Annotated in this window: 15 protein-coding genes; 13 read left to right on the top strand and 2 right to left on the bottom strand. The window is 32.4% G+C overall.

Translation table 11 applies throughout. The annotated features are described in order from the left end of the window. The first annotated feature begins 3 nt into the window (after positions 1-3). The 8 genes from QZZ53_RS02585 to QZZ53_RS02550 all read left to right on the top strand — a co-directional run bounded on the left by QZZ53_RS02585 (position 4) and on the right by QZZ53_RS02550 (position 6,991). Positions 4-576, top strand: coding sequence for a fasciclin domain-containing protein (locus QZZ53_RS02585; protein ID WP_296381144.1), 573 nt, complete (start codon positions 4-6; stop codon positions 574-576). 27 nt (positions 577-603) lie between these two features. Then, positions 604-2,574, top strand: coding sequence for a Sec-dependent nitrous-oxide reductase (nosZ, locus tag QZZ53_RS02580; protein ID WP_296381142.1), 1,971 nt, complete (start codon positions 604-606; stop codon positions 2,572-2,574). Positions 2,575-2,727: 153 nt separating this feature from the next. Then, positions 2,728-3,324, top strand: coding sequence for a hypothetical protein (locus QZZ53_RS02575; RefSeq protein ID WP_296381140.1), 597 nt, complete (start codon positions 2,728-2,730; stop codon positions 3,322-3,324). A gap of 58 nt (positions 3,325-3,382) precedes the next feature. Then, positions 3,383-3,820, top strand: a complete 438-nt coding sequence (locus QZZ53_RS02570) for a nitrous oxide reductase accessory protein NosL (RefSeq protein ID WP_296381138.1) — start codon at positions 3,383-3,385, stop codon at positions 3,818-3,820. A gap of 4 nt (positions 3,821-3,824) precedes the next feature. Next, a complete protein-coding gene (locus tag QZZ53_RS02565) occupies positions 3,825-5,060 on the top strand; it encodes a nitrous oxide reductase family maturation protein NosD (RefSeq protein ID WP_296381136.1) in 1,236 nt (411 codons plus the stop codon). After that, positions 5,054-5,761: an ABC transporter ATP-binding protein gene (locus QZZ53_RS02560; RefSeq protein ID WP_296381134.1), complete on the top strand. Its 708-nt coding sequence runs from the start codon at positions 5,054-5,056 to the stop codon at positions 5,759-5,761. The genes QZZ53_RS02565 and QZZ53_RS02560 overlap by 7 nt, the downstream gene beginning before the upstream one ends. Beyond that, positions 5,754-6,536, top strand: coding sequence for an ABC transporter permease (locus tag QZZ53_RS02555; RefSeq protein ID WP_296381132.1), 783 nt, complete (start codon positions 5,754-5,756; stop codon positions 6,534-6,536). Before QZZ53_RS02560 ends, QZZ53_RS02555 begins: the two co-directional genes overlap by 8 nt. A gap of 32 nt (positions 6,537-6,568) precedes the next feature. After that, the gene (locus QZZ53_RS02550) at positions 6,569-6,991 is read left to right on the top strand and encodes a hypothetical protein (RefSeq protein ID WP_296381130.1); all 423 of its coding nucleotides are present in this window, start codon (positions 6,569-6,571) and stop codon (positions 6,989-6,991) included. A 4-nt stretch (positions 6,992-6,995) separates the two neighbouring features. Here the strand turns inward: QZZ53_RS02550 and QZZ53_RS02545 are convergent, their stop codons facing one another. Next, positions 6,996-7,346, bottom strand: coding sequence for a hypothetical protein (locus QZZ53_RS02545; protein ID WP_296381129.1), 351 nt, complete (start codon positions 7,344-7,346; stop codon positions 6,996-6,998). Next, positions 7,346-8,320 (bottom strand): polyprenyl synthetase family protein, encoded by a 975-nt coding sequence (locus tag QZZ53_RS02540; protein ID WP_296381127.1) that lies wholly within the window; start codon positions 8,318-8,320, stop codon positions 7,346-7,348. Before QZZ53_RS02540 ends, QZZ53_RS02545 begins: the two co-directional genes overlap by 1 nt. Positions 8,321-8,448: 128 nt before the next feature. On the opposite strand from QZZ53_RS02540, the gene QZZ53_RS02535 reads away from it, so the two are divergent. The 5 genes from QZZ53_RS02535 to aspS all read left to right on the top strand — a co-directional run bounded on the left by QZZ53_RS02535 (position 8,449) and on the right by aspS (position 17,046). Further along, positions 8,449-9,063 carry a TetR/AcrR family transcriptional regulator gene (locus QZZ53_RS02535; protein ID WP_296381125.1) on the top strand — a complete coding sequence of 205 codons (615 nt, stop codon included), beginning with the start codon at positions 8,449-8,451 and terminating at the stop codon, positions 9,061-9,063. 3 nt (positions 9,064-9,066) lie between these two features. Then, on the top strand, positions 9,067-10,401 hold the full coding sequence (locus QZZ53_RS02530) for a TolC family protein (RefSeq protein WP_296381123.1): 1,335 nt from the start codon (positions 9,067-9,069) through the stop codon (positions 10,399-10,401). Between the two features lie 23 nt (positions 10,402-10,424). After that, positions 10,425-11,594: an efflux RND transporter periplasmic adaptor subunit gene (locus QZZ53_RS02525; RefSeq protein ID WP_296381121.1), complete on the top strand. Its 1,170-nt coding sequence runs from the start codon at positions 10,425-10,427 to the stop codon at positions 11,592-11,594. A gap of 10 nt (positions 11,595-11,604) precedes the next feature. Further along, positions 11,605-15,144, top strand: a complete 3,540-nt coding sequence (locus tag QZZ53_RS02520; protein ID WP_296381118.1) for an efflux RND transporter permease subunit — start codon at positions 11,605-11,607, stop codon at positions 15,142-15,144. A 147-nt stretch (positions 15,145-15,291) separates the two neighbouring features. Beyond that, positions 15,292-17,046: an aspartate--tRNA ligase gene (gene aspS / locus QZZ53_RS02515; protein WP_296381115.1), complete on the top strand. Its 1,755-nt coding sequence runs from the start codon at positions 15,292-15,294 to the stop codon at positions 17,044-17,046. Positions 17,047-17,063 lie beyond the last annotated feature (17 nt).

The raw sequence follows: 17,063 nt of genomic DNA, 5'->3' as shown, positions 1-17,063 counted from the left end.
ACTATGAAACTAATCAAACACTTATTTCTTGTTTTTGCAGTTGCAGCTTTTTTCTGCTCTTGTAAGGATGCGAACACAGATGCATCAACCACATCTTCAAAAGTAAAGACTGAAGCAGAACCAACAGAAAGAACTGGCCAAGCTTTTATTAAAGACGACGGAAGCACAACTGTTTTAAGTATCGCTATTGGCTCTAAAGACCACACTACATTAGTTGCAGCAGTCCAAGCTGCACAACTAGAAAATGCTCTAGTAAATGCAGGACCATTAATGGTTTTTGCACCAACAAACGAAGCCTTTGCTGCTTTGCCAGAAGGGACTGTTGAAAATTTATTGAAACCTGAAAACAAAAATGCTTTAGCTAATATCTTAAAGTATCATGTTACTCCGGGAAACTATTCTAAGGACTTTTTAAAGAAGTTTAAAAAATTAGGACAAGCAAACAATGCTTACGTAAAAGTAGAAGTTATTGATGGCGAACCTATGATTGGTGGAGCAAAAATACTTGCCAGTGTTAAAGCTGGTAATGGAATTGTCCACGTCATAGATAAAGTTTTATTACCACCTACCGAATAACATAAACACTAATTAAAACTATAAATAATGAAAAAAATATTAACATCAACACTTGCAATTGTAACGGTTTTAGCCGCATTTACAAGTTGTAATAACTCAGGTAATGCTAATGGTAAATCTGGTGCCTTATCTAGCAATGTGGCAGAAAAAGTTTACGTTGCACCTGGAGAGCATGACTCTCACTACGCCTTTATCTCTGGTGGTTATAGTGGTAACTTAACGGTTTACGGCTTACCATCTGGTAGAATGTTTAAGGAAATCCCTGTATTCTCACAATTTGCAACATCTGGATATGGTTACTCAGAAGAAACAAAACCAATGTTGAATACTTCTCATGGATTTATTCCTTGGGGAGATTCTCACCATCCAGACATTTCACAAACCAAAGGAGAAATTGATGGACGTTTCATTTTTATCAATGAGAATAACACACCAAGAATTGCGAAAATTGATCTAAAAACTTTTGAAACAACTGAAATTATTGAAGTACCTAATAGTGCAGGTAATCACAGTTCTTCATTTGTAACCGAAAACACAGAATATGTGGTTGCAGGTACTCGTTTTTCTGTACCAATTCCACAACGAGATATGCCAATTAAAGATTACAAAGGTAATTTTCAAGGTGCATTATCATTTATTAGTGTAGCACCAGAAACGGGTAATATGGATATAAAATTCCAAGTATTAATGCCTGGCTTTAACTATGATTTATCACATCCTGGACGAGGAAAATCTCACGGATGGTTCTTCTTCACCACTTATAATACTGAAGAAGCAAGTACATTATTAGAAGTTAACGCATCTCAAAATGATAAAGATTTTATTGCAGCAGTAAACTGGAAAAAAATTGAAGAATACGTAAATAATGGTGGAGGTAAAATGATGCCAGCTGATTATGCACATAATGTATATGATGAGCATACGCATACTGCAACTTCTACAATGAAAAAAGAAGTACGTGTCGTTAATCCTACAGATGTACCTGGAGCTGTATATTTCTTACCAACTCCAAAATCACCTCATGGTTGTGACGTTGATCCTTCTGGAGAATATATTGTTGGTAATGGTAAACTTTCAGCTAATTTAACGGTGCATTCATTTACAAAAATGTTAGCAGCTATTGAAAACAAAAAGTTTGATGGAGAAGCGTATGGAATTCCTATTTTAAAATTCGAAGATGTTTTAGCAGGTTCTGTTGAACAACCAGGATTAGGCCCTTTACATACAGAGTTTGATGGACAAGGAAATGCATATACAACCTTCTTTATTTCATCTGAAGTTGTAAAATGGAAATTAGGTACTTGGGAAGTTATTGATAGAAAACCTACCTATTATTCAGTTGGTCACTTAACTATTCCTGGAGGAAACTCTGGAAAACCACAAGGTAAATATATGTTTGCGATGAATAAAATCACCAAAGATAGATACTTACCAACTGGTCCAGAAATGGAGCATTCTGCACAATTATATGATATCTCTGGTGAAAAAATGGAATTGCTTTTAGATTTTCCAACACATGGAGAACCTCACTATGCAGCAGCAATGCGAGCTGACTTAATTAAAGAACGTTCTCAGAAAATCTATAATTTAGAAGATAACGAGCATCCTTATGCTGCTTTCAATGATGCTGATACTAAAGTAGTGAGAAAAGGTAACGAAGTTCATATATATATGACTACGATTAGAAGTCACTTCTCACCAGATAATATTGAAGGTATTAAGGTTGGAGACAAAGTATATTTCCACGTTACAAATCTAGAGCAAGATTTTGATGTACCTCATGGATTTGCAGTACTTGGTCAAAATACTTCTGAGTTACTAATTATGCCTGGACAGACTAAAACGTCTATTTGGGAACCTACAAAAGTTGGTGTATGGCCATTCTATTGTACAGATTTCTGTTCTGCATTACACCAGGAAATGCAAGGTTACATAAGAGTATCTGCTGCAAACTCCAGCACACCAATGAAATGGTCGATGGGAGAAGACATAGAATAAAAGTTTATAAAAATTAGAGAAATTTTGTTTTAGTGTTTATTTCTCTAACTTAAGGCGAGAGTTGATTTTTTCGCTCTCGCCTTATTATTTAAAACACTTCATTTTTTTTCAAGGCCTCAAACCCTTGTAATTATATACTTAAATTACATTCTGATGAAAAAGTCAAACCTCACAATGCTTATCGCTGCAATTTTACCTTTAGGTTTATTTCTATTTCCTTTGTGGAAAATCACCTTAGAAGCACCACAATACCCTACGCCTTTAGGCATGTATATTCATATTAATGACTTTGCAGATGTAAATCCGCACGATATAAAAAACATTAACTTAATGAATCATTATGTTGGGATGCAGTACATTCCTGATGCGATTCCTGAGTTTAAGATTTTTCCAGCAGGTATTCTTATCACTAGCTTTATAGGTTTATTAATTGCTTGGAAAGGTAACTATAAATGGTTTTTAGGATGGTTTATTTTAATGGTTGTTTTAAGTGCTGCAGGCATGTATGATTTTTACCTTTGGGAGCACGATTATGGTCATAATTTAGATCCAAAAGCCATTATGAAATTTACCAATCCCGATGGAACACAAATGGGCTTTCAGCCACCACTTTTTGGTAGCAGAGATATCCTTAATTTTAGAGCACATTCTTATCCACAAATCGGTGCATTATTCTTAGGATTAGGTATTGCTGGTGGACTTGTAGCCTATTGGATTGGCAAGAAAAGTAAAAAATTAATCCCTTCTTAATTAAATCCTTCCCTTTGGGAAGGGTTTGAGATGGGAAAAAACACTAAACACTAAAAAAATGCAAACACTAAAACACTATTTAACCCTTGCATTACTGTTGTTATTTTTAAACTGTAATGTATCACCTCAACCAATAGACTATGGAAGTGATGGTTGTCACTTCTGTAAAATGACCATTGTAGATAAAGTTCATGCTGCAGAAATTGTCACTAAAAAAGGTAAAGTTTATAAATTTGATGCTACAGAATGTATGATTAATTTTATGGATGAGTTTGACACATCTGAAATTGAGTTGTACCTTTCTAACAACTACACAGAACCAGCAACTTTAATTGATGCAACAAAAGCTACGTTTTTAATAAGCGAGAATATTCCGAGTCCTATGGGAGCGTTTCTTTCTGCTTTTAAGAATAAAGCAGATGCTGAAAATTTTCAAGCAAAAAAAGGAGGAAAACTATATATTTGGGAAGCGTTACTAGCACATCTTAAAGACTAGTATCATGAAACATATATTTATTTTTGTAATAGCCATTTTAATGGCTAACTCAACCATTGCCCAAACTATTGAGGTTTGTAAAACGTGTCCTATTTCAACTTTAACAGATGGTATTTTACAAGCAAAAGATTTTGACACTATTATTGTTAAGCAAGGAACTTACAAAGAATATGATATTGTAGTTGATAAACCCTTAACTATTATAGGTGAAAAATATCCAGTAATTGATGGCGAATTAAAAGGTGAAATCATTACCATTACTTCCGACAATGTCACTGTTGATGGTTTGTTTATTATAAATGTAGGCACAAGTTATACGGAAGATTATGCAGCTATAAGAGTTCGAAGATCCAAAAATTTTGTCATTCAGAATTTAGTTTTAGAGAAGCTTTTCTTTGGTATTTATATAGAAAAATCAAGAGATGGTAAAGTGTTTCATAATAAAATTATTGGTGATGCTGTAGAAGAATATAATTCTGGAAATGGCATACAGCTTTGGTACAGTAAAAATGTGCAGATTGAGCACAACTTTGTTCAACACGTTCGTGATGGTATTTATTTAGAATTTTCTGATGATTGTTTAATTAAAAACAATGTAAGTACGCTAAATGTGCGTTATGGATTGCATTTTATGTTCTCTAACGATGATACTTACCAAGATAACACGTTTGAAAATAATGGTGCTGGTGTTGCAGTAATGTTTTCAAAACGTATTAAAATGTACAACAACATTTTTAAAGAAAATTGGGGAACTGCATCATATGGTATGTTACTTAAAGAAATAAACGATGCTGAAATTGTAGGTAACACTTTTGAAGATAACACAATTGGTATTAATATTGAAGGCTCTAACCGTATCAATTATAAGCACAACAATTTTAAAAACAATGGTTGGGCTATAAAAGTAAAAGGCGCTTGCTACACCAATAATTTTACTGAAAACAACTTTTTATACAACTCTTTTGATATTGCCTACAACAGTAAGGTTAATGACAATATATTTGATAATAATTATTGGAGCAGTTATACGGGTTATGACCTTGATAAGGATGGAATTGGAGATGTGCCATATAGACCTGTAAAACTATTTTCTTACATTGTAAACCGTACGCCAGAAACCATTATTTTATTACGTAGTATGTTTATTGATATTATTGATTTTTCTGAAAAAGTATCACCTGTCTTTACACCAGATGATTTACTGGATAACAATCCACAAATAAAAAAACTAACATGGTAACGATTGAAAATTTACATAAAAAATTTGGTAAGAACCAAGTGTTAAGCGGTGTTGATTTAACCATTACAGATGGAGGAATTTTTGCAGTACTAGGACCAAATGGTTCTGGCAAAACCACTTTAATAAAATCTGTTTTAGGCATGGTAATTCCTAACAAAGGGAACATTACTGTGCTAGGAGAAAACATTAAAAAAAATTCCGATTACAGACATAAAATTGATTACCTACCACAAATTGCAAACTTTCCAAGTAATCTTCGTGTTAAAGAATTAATCAAAATGATTAAAGATTTACGAAAGCCAACCAATGAAGATGAACGACTTATACAGTTATTTAAACTAGAACCTTTTTTAGATAAAAAGTTAGGTAATCTTTCTGGAGGAACTAAACAAAAAGTAAACCTTGTGTTAACCTTTATGTTTGATAGTCCGTTAATTATTTTAGACGAGCCCACAACCGGATTAGATCCTATTTCACTCATTAGATTAAAAGATTTAATTAAAGCTGAAAAAGCCAAAGGAAAAACCATTCTTATTACCTCACACATTATGAGTTTTGTTGAGGAAATCTCGGATGAAATTGTATTTATTCTAGAAGGTAAAATCTATTTTAAAGGCAGTATTCAAAAATTAAAAACCAAGACCAATCAACCCGATTTTGAACATGCGATTGCGTCTATATTATCAGATAATCATGCTTAAAATATTAAAATATAGTTTTTACGATTTAATGCGTAGTCGTTGGAGTTACGTCTATTTTGCATTCTATTTATTATTAGGTGTGGTGCTCTTATTTTTAAATAATGATTTATCTAAAGCTGTCATAACATTAATGAATGTAATTATTGTTTTAGTACCTCTAATTGGAACCATTTTTGGCGTCATGTATTATTACAATTCCAAAGAATTTACCGAATTATTATTAGCGCAGCCATTAAAACGATCATCAATTTTTTTAGGTCAGTATTTAGGAGTTGCCTTATCTCTTTCTATGAGTTTAATTCTAGGTTTAGGTATTCCGTTTGTACTTTATGGTTTGTTTGAAAGTAGTGCGATTTGGGACTTCTCTTTATTGTTAGTTACTGGTACGTTTCTAACTTTAATCTTTACAGCTTTAGCATTTAATATTGCACTATCTAACGAAAATAAAATTAAAGGTTTTGGTTATGCTATTTTACTATGGTTATTTCTTGCTGTAATATACGATGGTCTGTTTTTAATGACGCTAATTATGTTTGAAGATTATCCATTAGACAAAGTATCACTTATAGGCACAATGCTAAATCCTATAGATTTATCACGTACACTCATTCTTTTAAAACTAGATATTTCAGCATTATTGGGATATACAGGTGCAGTTTTCAAACAATTTTTTGGGACTAGTTTTGGTTTAATTGTATCTTTCGTAATGCTAACTGTTTGGGTTATATTACCTGTACTTCGTATAGTATTTAAATCTAAGAAAAAAGATTTTTAAGCCAATAATTGACATTTAATTATTAGAAAACTATGAAAAAAAAATATCTTATTCTCCTGGTGTCTTTAGCATTAACTTTTGGCTGTAAAAAAGAAACAACCAAAACTGAAACACCAGCAGCAATCCAACTTGAAGGCTTAACACAAAACCATAACGAGAAATGGATTGCCAATGAAGAAACACACATTGGCATGAAACGCATCGATTCTATCTTAAATAACAATACATCTTTAGATGGAAAACTATTAGGCGAAGCACTTTCTAAAGAAACCAGTTATATTATTAAGAGTTGTAATATGACAGGTGAAGCACACGACCAACTTCATGTTGTACTTGTACCAATTCTAGAAGAAATTACTGATATAAAAGACACAAATAACACTTCAGAAGTAGATAAAAAAGTATCTTATTTAAAACGTCTAGTTACAACCTATTTTGAATACTTTAAAACTTAAAACACTAAGAATACTTTGCCTTATACCAAACCTTTTGCCACTCGCGTTGCAGAATTAAAAACGTAACATCTTCAGATAATTTTAGAGTATCAGAACCATCTAATTGTTTAATTTTTGGTTCTGACACATCTACTATGTATAATAGATTTAAATATTCTGAAAATTTATTTTGAATAAGCTTAAAAACAGTTTCATTTAGTACATACTTTAAGCTTGTTGGCAATGTTTCTTCATCAAACTCTACATCTACATTAGCATAAAGTAAATCCTTATTTAACTGAATGATTAGTTTATTATATAAATCTAATGACGTAGCTTCAGTAATTAAATCTTCAAAATTAGATGGTAAACTCATTACATACGTCTGTTCATTAATTGCTCTCCAAATAGTCTAAGTAATTGTTTTTTATCTTCAGAAATATTTAGGGCTTCTAGAACAGTAAACGCTTTATCTGTATAATCTTTTACAGCACTTTGAGTAGCATTTGAAGCACCAGAATTGTTGAATAAACCTTTTACTTTATCTACTTTATTCTCATCTAAAATTGAAGTATCAGACATAGTTTCTATCAAACTAGATTGTTCACTTTTAGAGCCAAGCTCTAATGTCTTAAGATATAAATAAGTCTTTTTATTTTCTAAAATATCACCACCTACTTGTTTTCCAAAAGTTTCTGGGTTACCAAAAGCATCTAAATAATCATCTTGCAATTGAAAAGCAATACCCAAATAACGACCAAAATCATAAATCGCATTTTGATCTTCATTTGAAGCTTCTGCCACAATAGCACCCATTTTCATTGCAGCACCAACTAATACAGCTGTTTTATATTCAATCATTTGTAGATATTCTGGGATAGTAACATCATTACGAGTCTCAAAATCTATATCGTATTGCTGTCCTTCGCATACTTCTAAAGCCGTCTTGCTAAATAATTTTGCTAATGCCTGAAATGTTTGTGAATCATAGTTTTCAAACAGTTGATACGCCAAAATTAGCATCGCATCACCAGAGAGAATTCCTGTGTTTAAATCCCATTTTTCATGGACAGTTTCTTTTCCTCTTCTTAACGGAGCATCATCCATAATATCATCATGGACTAGTGAAAAATTATGAAAAACCTCAACCGCAAGTGCAGCATTCATTGCCTCAGTTGCCTTTTCCCCAAAGACTTCTGTTGTCATTAATGTTAAAACAGGTCTTAAACGTTTACCACCAAGTTTTAGAATATAATTTATTGGTTCGTAAAGATTCTTTGGTTCTTTATCCACCGTAAAACCTTCTAAATAACTAATAAAAGAGTTTTGATACACTTCAATATTTTGCATAAAACAAAAATAATGCTTTCAACATATTTTAAGGCAATGTTATCTATGTTAAAAAAATATTAAAACTTTGGAAACTTTTTTTGTTTTTAAAGTTTCCTTGAGTATGTTTGCAAAGAATTTAGAAACCTATGAAAGAAAAAATTACAGATAAAGCAGGCGACATGTTTTTAACATTCGGTTTTAAGAGTGTAACCATGGACGATATTGCTAGTGAAATGGGAATCTCAAAAAAAACCATTTATAAATATTTTGATAACAAAGACCAACTTGTAGATGAGACAGTAGCCTACGTACAAAAAGCAATTGATACAATTATTGATGGTATTGTAGCCAAAGGGTACAATGCAATTGAAGAAAACTTTGTCATAAAAAACATATTTAAAAACATGTTTAAAAATGCCAAATCGTCTCCGATGTATCAATTAAAAAAGTATTACCCAGAAACTTTTACCAAATTAATGGATAGAGAAGTTTGCACATTTAGTGAATGTGTAACACAGAATTTAGAGAAAGGCATTGCAGAAAAACTTTATAGGCAAAATATTGATAAAGACATGGTAATGAAATTTTATTTCATACTCGTTTTTGGAATACATGAAAGTGACCTATTTGATAAAAAACTATCTGAAGTCGTTAAAACAGAAATTAAAGTTTTAGAGTACCATACTAGAGCTATTGCTACATTATATGGTCATTCTATATTAGAACAAGAACTTCTTAAATACAAAGAAAATCAATCATAAAAAATGAAAAAAAATATAATAATTATAATAACTATTTGCTTATCCTTCTATAGTTTTTCTCAAGAAACATCTCAAAGTTTCTCGTTACAAGAAGCTATAAATTACGCATTAGAAAATAATAGGAAAGCTATAAATGCAGCACGAGATATTGACGCAGCAAAAGCACAAAAACGTGAAACTACTGCGACTGGTTTACCACAATTAAATGCAGAATTAGGCTATAACAATTGGCTAAAACAACAAGTAATTATTTTTGATATTGACAATGATGGAAACTTGGACGCAATACCAAATGGTGCAAAACAATCTATCACTGGTACAGCCACTTTAAGTCAAAAATTATTTGATGGAACTTATTTAGTAGGCTTACAATCTGCAAAAGTGTTTTTAGAGATATCTAAAAATGCAAAAGTAAAAACAGATCTCGAAGTAAGAAAAGCAGTTATTGAAGCTTATGGAAATGTGCTTTTAGCAAAAGAAAGTATTTTAATATTAGAACGTAATATAGAGGTTCTCGAAAAAAACCTTTATGAAACCAATAAAATTTTTGAAAACGGTTTAGAAGAGGAAGAAAGTGTAGAGCAACTACAAATCACTTTATCTGGTGTAAAAAGTAACCTAAACAATACAAATAGATTAAAAACTTTAGCATTTCAAATGTTAAATATCACTTTAGGCTTAGAAATATATTCTAAAACTACGCTTACAGATGATTTAGAAAATTTATCATCTCAAAACATGAATTTAAGTCTATTAGATTCAAAAGATAATGTAGAACATACAATAGATTATCTCATTGCTGAGAATGACAAAACGTCTAAGGAATTATTATTAAAACTAGAAAAAAGTAAAGCGCTACCAACATTAAACGCTTTTATTAATGGAGCCTATTCTGGTAATAGCAACAAATTTACTTTTACACATAATGATCAAAAATGGTTTGGATCTTCATTGTTTGGAGTTAATATGAACATTCCAATATTCAGTTCTGGTATGAGAAGCGCAGCAACCCAACGCGCTGCTATTAATCTTGAAAAATCTATTGAAGACCTAACAGAGGTAGAGCAACAATTAAAATTTAAAATAGCCTCTGCCAAAAGTGATTATAAATTTGCTATTGAAGATTATGGAAATAAAAAAGACAACTTAAATCTTGCTGAACGTATAGAACAAAAGAATCAAGTTAAATTTTTTGAAGGCATAGCTTCAAGTTTCGACCTAAGACAAGCACAAACCCAATTATACACATCTCAGCAAGAATATTTACAAGCCATGCTAGATGTTATTAATAAAAAGGCAGAATTAGAAACTGTTCTAAACGAAATACAAAACAATTAATCAATCAAAAAAACATGAAAATCATGAAACATATATTCTCATTCTTATTAATTACCATTTTTATTACCTCATGTAGTAGTGATAAAAACAAAACTGTTGAAGCCGTTATTGAAACAGATAACTTAGAACAGATAAGGTTAAAACGTGGTGAAGTTGTTGCCAAGCAACAAGAAATCGCTGAGCAACTTAAACAATTAGATGAAAGAATTGCTGTCTTAGACACTACCAAGAAAGTCCCTCTAATTACAACGTTCACAGCGAAACTAGATGTATTTAATCACTATTTAGAGCTTCAAGGAAATGTAAGTACAAAGAACAATTTGGTTGTTTTCCCTGAATATTCTGGGATCTTATCACATGTGTATGTAAAAGAAGGTCAGAAAGTTACTAAAGGACAAACTTTAGCAAAAATAGATGATGGAGGCATGAGCCAGCAATTGGCACAAGCTCAAATTCAAGCTAATTTAGCTAAAACTACTTTTGAGCGTCAAGAACGTCTTTGGAATCAAAAGATAGGCAGTGAGATTCAATTCTTACAAGCTAAATCTACTTACGAAGGGCAAGAGCAAGCTGTCAATCAAATAAAACAACAAATCGGAAAAACCATAGTACGAGCACCTTTTACTGGGACAATTGACGATATTATTACAGAGCAAGGAAGTGTTGTTGCTTCAGGTCAATCACAATTAATGCGAATTGTAAACCTAAACAACATGTACATTGAAACTAATGTTCCTGAACGTTACATTACTAATGTTACAAAAAACAAAGACGTAGAAGTCGAGTTTCCAATTTTAGGAAAAAAAATGAATGCAAAAGTGCGCCAGGCAGGAGACTTTATCAATCCAGCAAATAGAACATTCAAAGTAGAAATTGCAGTGCCAAATAAAGACAGAAGCATAAAGCCTAATCTAACTGCTAAACTCAAAATTAACGATTACACTAACGAGAAAGCACTATTAATACCACAAAGCATTATCTCCGAAAATGCAAATGGAGAACAATACATCTATATTATTAAATCTAAAAATGCAGATGGAGAAGGTATTGCAGAACGTATTATCATTGAAACAGGCAAAACACAAGGTGATGTTATTGAAGTTTTAAAAGGCATTGAAAACGGAACCGAAATTATTCAAGAAGGTGCCAGAAGTGTAAAAAATGGACAGACTGTAAAAGTATTAGATATCTAACCAAACCATTATGACTAAAAAGAAAAACAAAAAGAAAGTTGAAAAGGAATTTGGTTTATCGTCTTGGGCAATAAACAACAAAACCACTATGTATGTGGTCATGGCTGTTATGTTCTTATTAGGTATTTCAGCCTTTTTTGAAATGCCTCGAGAAAACTTTCCTGAAATAAAAGAAACCAAAATTTATATAAGTTCAGGTTTTTTTGGAAATACCGCTGAAGACATTGAGAAACTGATTACAGATCCATTAGAGGACAAACTAAAAACGATTAGTAATGTCGTTGAAATTACCTCAACATCTCAAGAAGATTATTCCATGGTGATTGTTGAGTTTGATGAAGGAGTGACAATTCCAGAAGCTAGACAATTGGTAAAAGATGAAATAGATTCTCAAACTGCAAGTGAAGATTGGCCGACCTTTAATGGAGCTAAAGTAGAGCCTAATGTTTTTTCTCTGAGTATGAGTGAAGAAATGCCTATTCTTAATATTAATATTTCTGGTGATTATACTGTAGAAAAACTAAAAGAATTTGGAGAATATCTTCAAGATGAAATTGAAAATCTACAAGAAATCAAACAAGTAGATATTCGTGGTGTTCAAGACAAAGAGGTAGAAATTGCTGTAGACATTTATAAAATGATGGCTGCAAAAGTAAGCTTTGATGATATCATTAATTCTGTAAAAGGAGGAAATTCAACAATGTCAGCAGGAAACCTTATTTCAAGTGGACAAAGACGTACCATTAGAGTTTTAGGTGAAATTGAAACTCCTTTAGAATTAGAGAATTTTGTTGTTAAATCTGAGAATGATAATCCCATTTATTTAAAAGATGTAGCTGAAGTGTCTTTTAAATCTAAAGACAGAACAACTTATGCTAGAGAATACGGTCATCGGGTTGTTATGCTAGATGTAAAAAAACGTGCTGGAAAAAATATGGTTGAAGCTGCAACTCAAATTTATGAAATTGTAGATGAAGCTAAAGCTGATGTTTTTCCTTCAGATTTAACTGTAACCGTTGCTAATGATCAATCTACTAAAACCATTGGGCAAGTAGATGACTTAGTTAACAACATCATTTTTGGGGTTATTTTAGTAGTCACTGTATTAATGTTCTTTTTAGGTTTTAAAAATGCTGTTTTTGTTGGGTTTGCTATACCAATGTCTATGTTTATGTCTTTAATGATTTTAAACATGTTTGGCTACACTCTTAACACTATGATTTTATTTGGTCTTATTATGGGGCTTGGTATGCTGGTAGATAATGGTATTGTGGTGGTAGAGAATGTCTATCGACTAATGGATCAAGAAGGCATGAGTCGTGTTGATGCTGCTAAAAAAGGAATTAGTGAAATAGCTTTTCCAATTATAATTTCAACTGCAACTACTGTGGCAGCATTTATTCCACTTGGTTTATGGCCTGGTGTTATGGGCGAATTTATGAAGCTTCTCCCTATAACTTTAGCAACAGTTTTAGGATCTTCATTATTTGTAGCTATATTTTTTAATTCTGTTTTAGTCTCAGATTTTATGAGTACTGAAGATAAGGATATGCCGATTAAAAAAATCATTAAAAATTCAATTATAATTGCTGTTATTGGCATTCTTATTTTCATTTTTGGTGGTGAAAATAGAGCCTTAGGAACTTTAATGATCTTTACAGCAATTATGCTTTGGGTGTACAGATTGTTTTTACGTAAATGGGCAAATGGGTTTCAAAATAAAGTTTTACCTCGATTAGAAAACTGGTATGAAGGTGTTTTACGTGGCGCTTTATCAGGTAAAAAACCATATTGGTTAGTTGCTGGTACATTTGCATTATTAATTGCTTCATTCATGTCTTTTGGTGCATCTGTTGGCTCACAACGGACAAAAATAGAATTCTTTCCAGACAATAAACCCAACCAAATTATTGTCTATATAGAATATCCTCAAGGAACAGATATTGAAAAAACAAACGCAATAACAAAAGAGATTGAAACCAAAGTATATAGTGTCTTAAACGGTTCAGAATATATGGATGGAGAGCACAATTTCTTAGTAGAAAGTACGGTCTCTCAAGTCGGCGAAGGTGCTGGAAATCCACAAACAGATGGTGGTTCTTCTGCCGAAATGCCACACAAAGGAAAGATTACGGCCTCAATGCGTGAATATAAATACAGAAAAGGAGAAGATAGTGAGTTACTGCGTCAAAAAGTTCAAGAAGCATTAGTTGGTATTTATCCTGGTGTTTTAATTTCGGTAGAAAAAGATGCTGCTGGCCCACCAGCTGGAGCTCCAATTAATATTGAAATTGAAGGCAACGATTATAGTGAACTTATTGCTACTGCCGAAAAAATGCGCGATTTCATTAACACCAAAAACATTCCAGGAATTGATGAATTAAAAATTGATGTTAATAAAGATAAGCCTGGAATGCAGGTTATTGTTGACAGAGAAAAAGCTGGTGAATTAGGTGTTAGTGCATCTCAAGTTGGGCAACAAATACGTAACTCTATTTTTGGAGCCAAAGCTGGTATTTTTAAAGAAGATGGTGAAGATTATGATATCTATGTGCGTTTTAATAAAGAAAACAGATATAATACAAGTGCTATTTTCAATCAGAAAATTACATTTAGAGATATGGCTTCCGGTCAAATAAAAGAAATTCCAATATCAACTTTAGCGAAGCAATCTAATAATTCTGGTTTTAGTGCAATTAAGCATAAAGATTCTAAACGTGTTGTAACTGTATATTCTGCTTTATCGCCTGGTTTTACAGATGCTGGTGCGATTGTAGCTCAGGTACAAAATGAAATGAAATCTTATATAGATTTACCGAGTGATATTAAGATCGATTATACAGGCCAAATTGAAGAGCAAAACAAGCAAATGGCATTTTTAATGGGTGCTTTATTTACTGGTTTGGGGCTAATATTCTTCATCCTTATTTTCCAATTTAACTCTATTTCAAAACCAACAATCATAATGATTGCTATTCTTTTGAGTTTAATAGGTGTTTTTGGTGGATTGGTGATTTCAGGAAACCCTTTTGTTATTATGATGACGATGATGGGAATTATTTCCCTTGCTGGTATTGTAGTAAACAATGGTGTAGTACTGCTCGATTATGCCCAATTACTTATAGATAGAAAGAAACACGATTTAGGTTTAGGAGATAAAGAATATCTAAGTAAAGAAGACTTATTCGAAAGTATTGTAACTGCTGGTAAAGCACGTTTAAGACCAGTATTACTAACAGCAATTACTACAATATTAGGTCTTATTCCATTAGCCATTGGTTTTAATATTAATTTCTTTAGTATGTTTAAAAATTTTGATCCAAACATATATATGGGAGGTGATAATGTTATTTTTTGGGGGCCTTTAGCTTGGACTGTAATTTATGGCTTATTGATAGCAACATTCTTAACACTGATTGTTGTACCAATTTTATTCTACTTAATCACTTTGTTTAAAATGTGGCTAAAAAGACCGAAAAACACTTCCGAAGAATTAACAACGCAAGAAGTTTTTAACATGGATCAGCGATTAGATGAAAATACCATTTAAAACGAATAGTTTATAAATCATACTAGTAAAAGCCTTTAATTATTCCAAAAGGTTTGATTAATAGCGAGAAAAGCCTTGACAATTGTTGAGGCTTTTCATTTATATAGTCATTTAACTTCCTTAAATTTGCACGATTAAAATTTCATTATGTATAGAAGTCATAACTGTGGCGAATTAAGAGCCGTTCATAACAATAAAGAAGTCACTCTTTCTGGTTGGGTACAAGGTATAAGAGATAAAGGATTTATGATTTACCTAGATCTTCGTGATCGTTATGGCATTACTCAACTTTATTTTGATGAAGAGCGTACTTCTAAAGACTTAATGGAAAAGGCTCAGAAGCTTGGTCGAGAATTTGTGATTCAAGTTAAGGGGACTGTGATTGAGCGCGCTTCTAAAAACCCAAATATTCCGACAGGAGATATTGAAGTTTTAGTTTCAGAATTAAATATTTTAAACGCCTCTTTAGTTCCTCCTTTTACTATTGAAGACAAAACCGATGGTGGTGATGATTTACGTATGAAGTATCGTTATCTAGATATTCGTCGTAATCCTGTAAAAGAGAGTTTAATATTTAGAGCAAAAGTAACTCAAGAAGTAAGAAATTACTTATCTGGAGATGGTTTTATAGAAGTAGAAACACCATATTTAATAAAATCGACACCAGAAGGTGCGAGAGATTTTGTTGTGCCTTCTCGTATGAATGAAGGAGAATTCTATGCTTTACCACAATCACCTCAAACCTTTAAGCAATTGCTTATGGTTGGTGGTATGGATAAATATTTTCAGATTGTAAAGTGTTTCAGAGATGAAGATTTACGTGCCGATAGACAGCCAGAATTTACACAGATAGATTGTGAAATGGCTTTTGTTGAGCAAGAAGATATACTTAATGTTTTTGAAGGCTTAACACGTCATTTACTAAAAGAAGTTAATGGTGTTGAGATTGAAAAATTCCCAAGAATGCTTTACGATGACGCAATGTGTTTATACGGAAATGACAAACCAGACATTAGATTTGGAATGGAATTCGGTGAACTTAACGACGTTGCACAGCATAAAGAATTTGGTGTTTTTAATAATGCAGAATTAGTTATTGGTATCGCTGTTCCTGGTGGGAATACATATACAAGAAAAGAGATCGATAAATTAATTGATTGGGTAAAGCGTCCACAAGTTGGTGCTTTAGGAATGATTTACTCACGCTGTAATGACGATGGAAGCTATAAATCTTCAGTAGATAAATTTTATGACCAGGATGATTTAGCAAAATGGGCAGAAGTTACTGGTGCAAAATCTGGTGACTTAGTTTGTGTATTATCTGGTGAGACAAACAAAGTAAGAGCACAATTAAGTGCGTTGCGTATGGAATTAGCAACACGTTTAGGCTTAAGAGACCCTAAAGTATTTGCTCCGCTTTGGGTCATTGATTTCCCATTATTAGAATTAGATGAAGAAACAGGTCATTACCATGCGATGCATCATCCATTTACATCTCCAAAACCAGGACAGTTAGAATTATTAGATACCAATCCAGGCGATGTAAAAGCTAATGCTTATGATTTGGTTTTAAACGGAAACGAAATTGGAGGAGGATCAATTCGTATTCACGATAAAGCGACGCAAGCAATCATGTTGAAACACTTAGGGTTTTCTGAAGAAGATGCTAAAGCACAATTCGGTTTCTTAATGGATGCTTTTGAATATGGTGCACCACCACATGGAGGTTTAGCTTTTGGATTAGATAGATTGGTTGCTATTTTAGGTGGACAAGAAACAATACGAGATTTTATTGCGTTTCCAAAAAATAATTCGGGACGTGATGTGATGATTGATGCTCCTGCTCCAATTGATGATGAGCAACTAAAAGAACTAAGTTTAAAGCTTAATTTAAAATCATAAAAAAAATCCTGCTTAGT

The organism is Winogradskyella sp., from assembly GCF_016744625.1.
GTDB lineage: Bacteria > Bacteroidota > Bacteroidia > Flavobacteriales > Flavobacteriaceae > Winogradskyella.
The sequence above is the reverse complement of the archived record's forward strand: the minus strand, read 5'-3'. Positions and strand labels throughout refer to the sequence as shown.

What these genes read in the sequence shown, in the direction of transcription:
- QZZ53_RS02585 (WP_296381144.1), top strand. Translation starts at nt 4, where the DNA reads ATGAAACTAATCAAACACTTATTTCTTGTTTTTGCAGTTGCAGCTTTT.
- nosZ (WP_296381142.1), top strand. Translation starts at nt 604, where the DNA reads ATGAAAAAAATATTAACATCAACACTTGCAATTGTAACGGTTTTAGCC.
- QZZ53_RS02575 (WP_296381140.1), top strand. Translation starts at nt 2,728, where the DNA reads ATGAAAAAGTCAAACCTCACAATGCTTATCGCTGCAATTTTACCTTTA.
- QZZ53_RS02570 (WP_296381138.1), top strand. Translation starts at nt 3,383, where the DNA reads ATGCAAACACTAAAACACTATTTAACCCTTGCATTACTGTTGTTATTT.
- QZZ53_RS02565 (WP_296381136.1), top strand. Translation starts at nt 3,825, where the DNA reads ATGAAACATATATTTATTTTTGTAATAGCCATTTTAATGGCTAACTCA.
- QZZ53_RS02560 (WP_296381134.1), top strand. Translation starts at nt 5,054, where the DNA reads ATGGTAACGATTGAAAATTTACATAAAAAATTTGGTAAGAACCAAGTG.
- QZZ53_RS02555 (WP_296381132.1), top strand. Translation starts at nt 5,754, where the DNA reads ATGCTTAAAATATTAAAATATAGTTTTTACGATTTAATGCGTAGTCGT.
- QZZ53_RS02550 (WP_296381130.1), top strand. Translation starts at nt 6,569, where the DNA reads ATGAAAAAAAAATATCTTATTCTCCTGGTGTCTTTAGCATTAACTTTT.
- QZZ53_RS02545 (WP_296381129.1), bottom strand. Translation starts at nt 7,346, where the DNA reads ATGAGTTTACCATCTAATTTTGAAGATTTAATTACTGAAGCTACGTCA.
- QZZ53_RS02540 (WP_296381127.1), bottom strand. Translation starts at nt 8,320, where the DNA reads ATGCAAAATATTGAAGTGTATCAAAACTCTTTTATTAGTTATTTAGAA.
- QZZ53_RS02535 (WP_296381125.1), top strand. Translation starts at nt 8,449, where the DNA reads ATGAAAGAAAAAATTACAGATAAAGCAGGCGACATGTTTTTAACATTC.
- QZZ53_RS02530 (WP_296381123.1), top strand. Translation starts at nt 9,067, where the DNA reads ATGAAAAAAAATATAATAATTATAATAACTATTTGCTTATCCTTCTAT.
- QZZ53_RS02525 (WP_296381121.1), top strand. Translation starts at nt 10,425, where the DNA reads ATGAAACATATATTCTCATTCTTATTAATTACCATTTTTATTACCTCA.
- QZZ53_RS02520 (WP_296381118.1), top strand. Translation starts at nt 11,605, where the DNA reads ATGACTAAAAAGAAAAACAAAAAGAAAGTTGAAAAGGAATTTGGTTTA.
- aspS (WP_296381115.1), top strand. Translation starts at nt 15,292, where the DNA reads ATGTATAGAAGTCATAACTGTGGCGAATTAAGAGCCGTTCATAACAAT.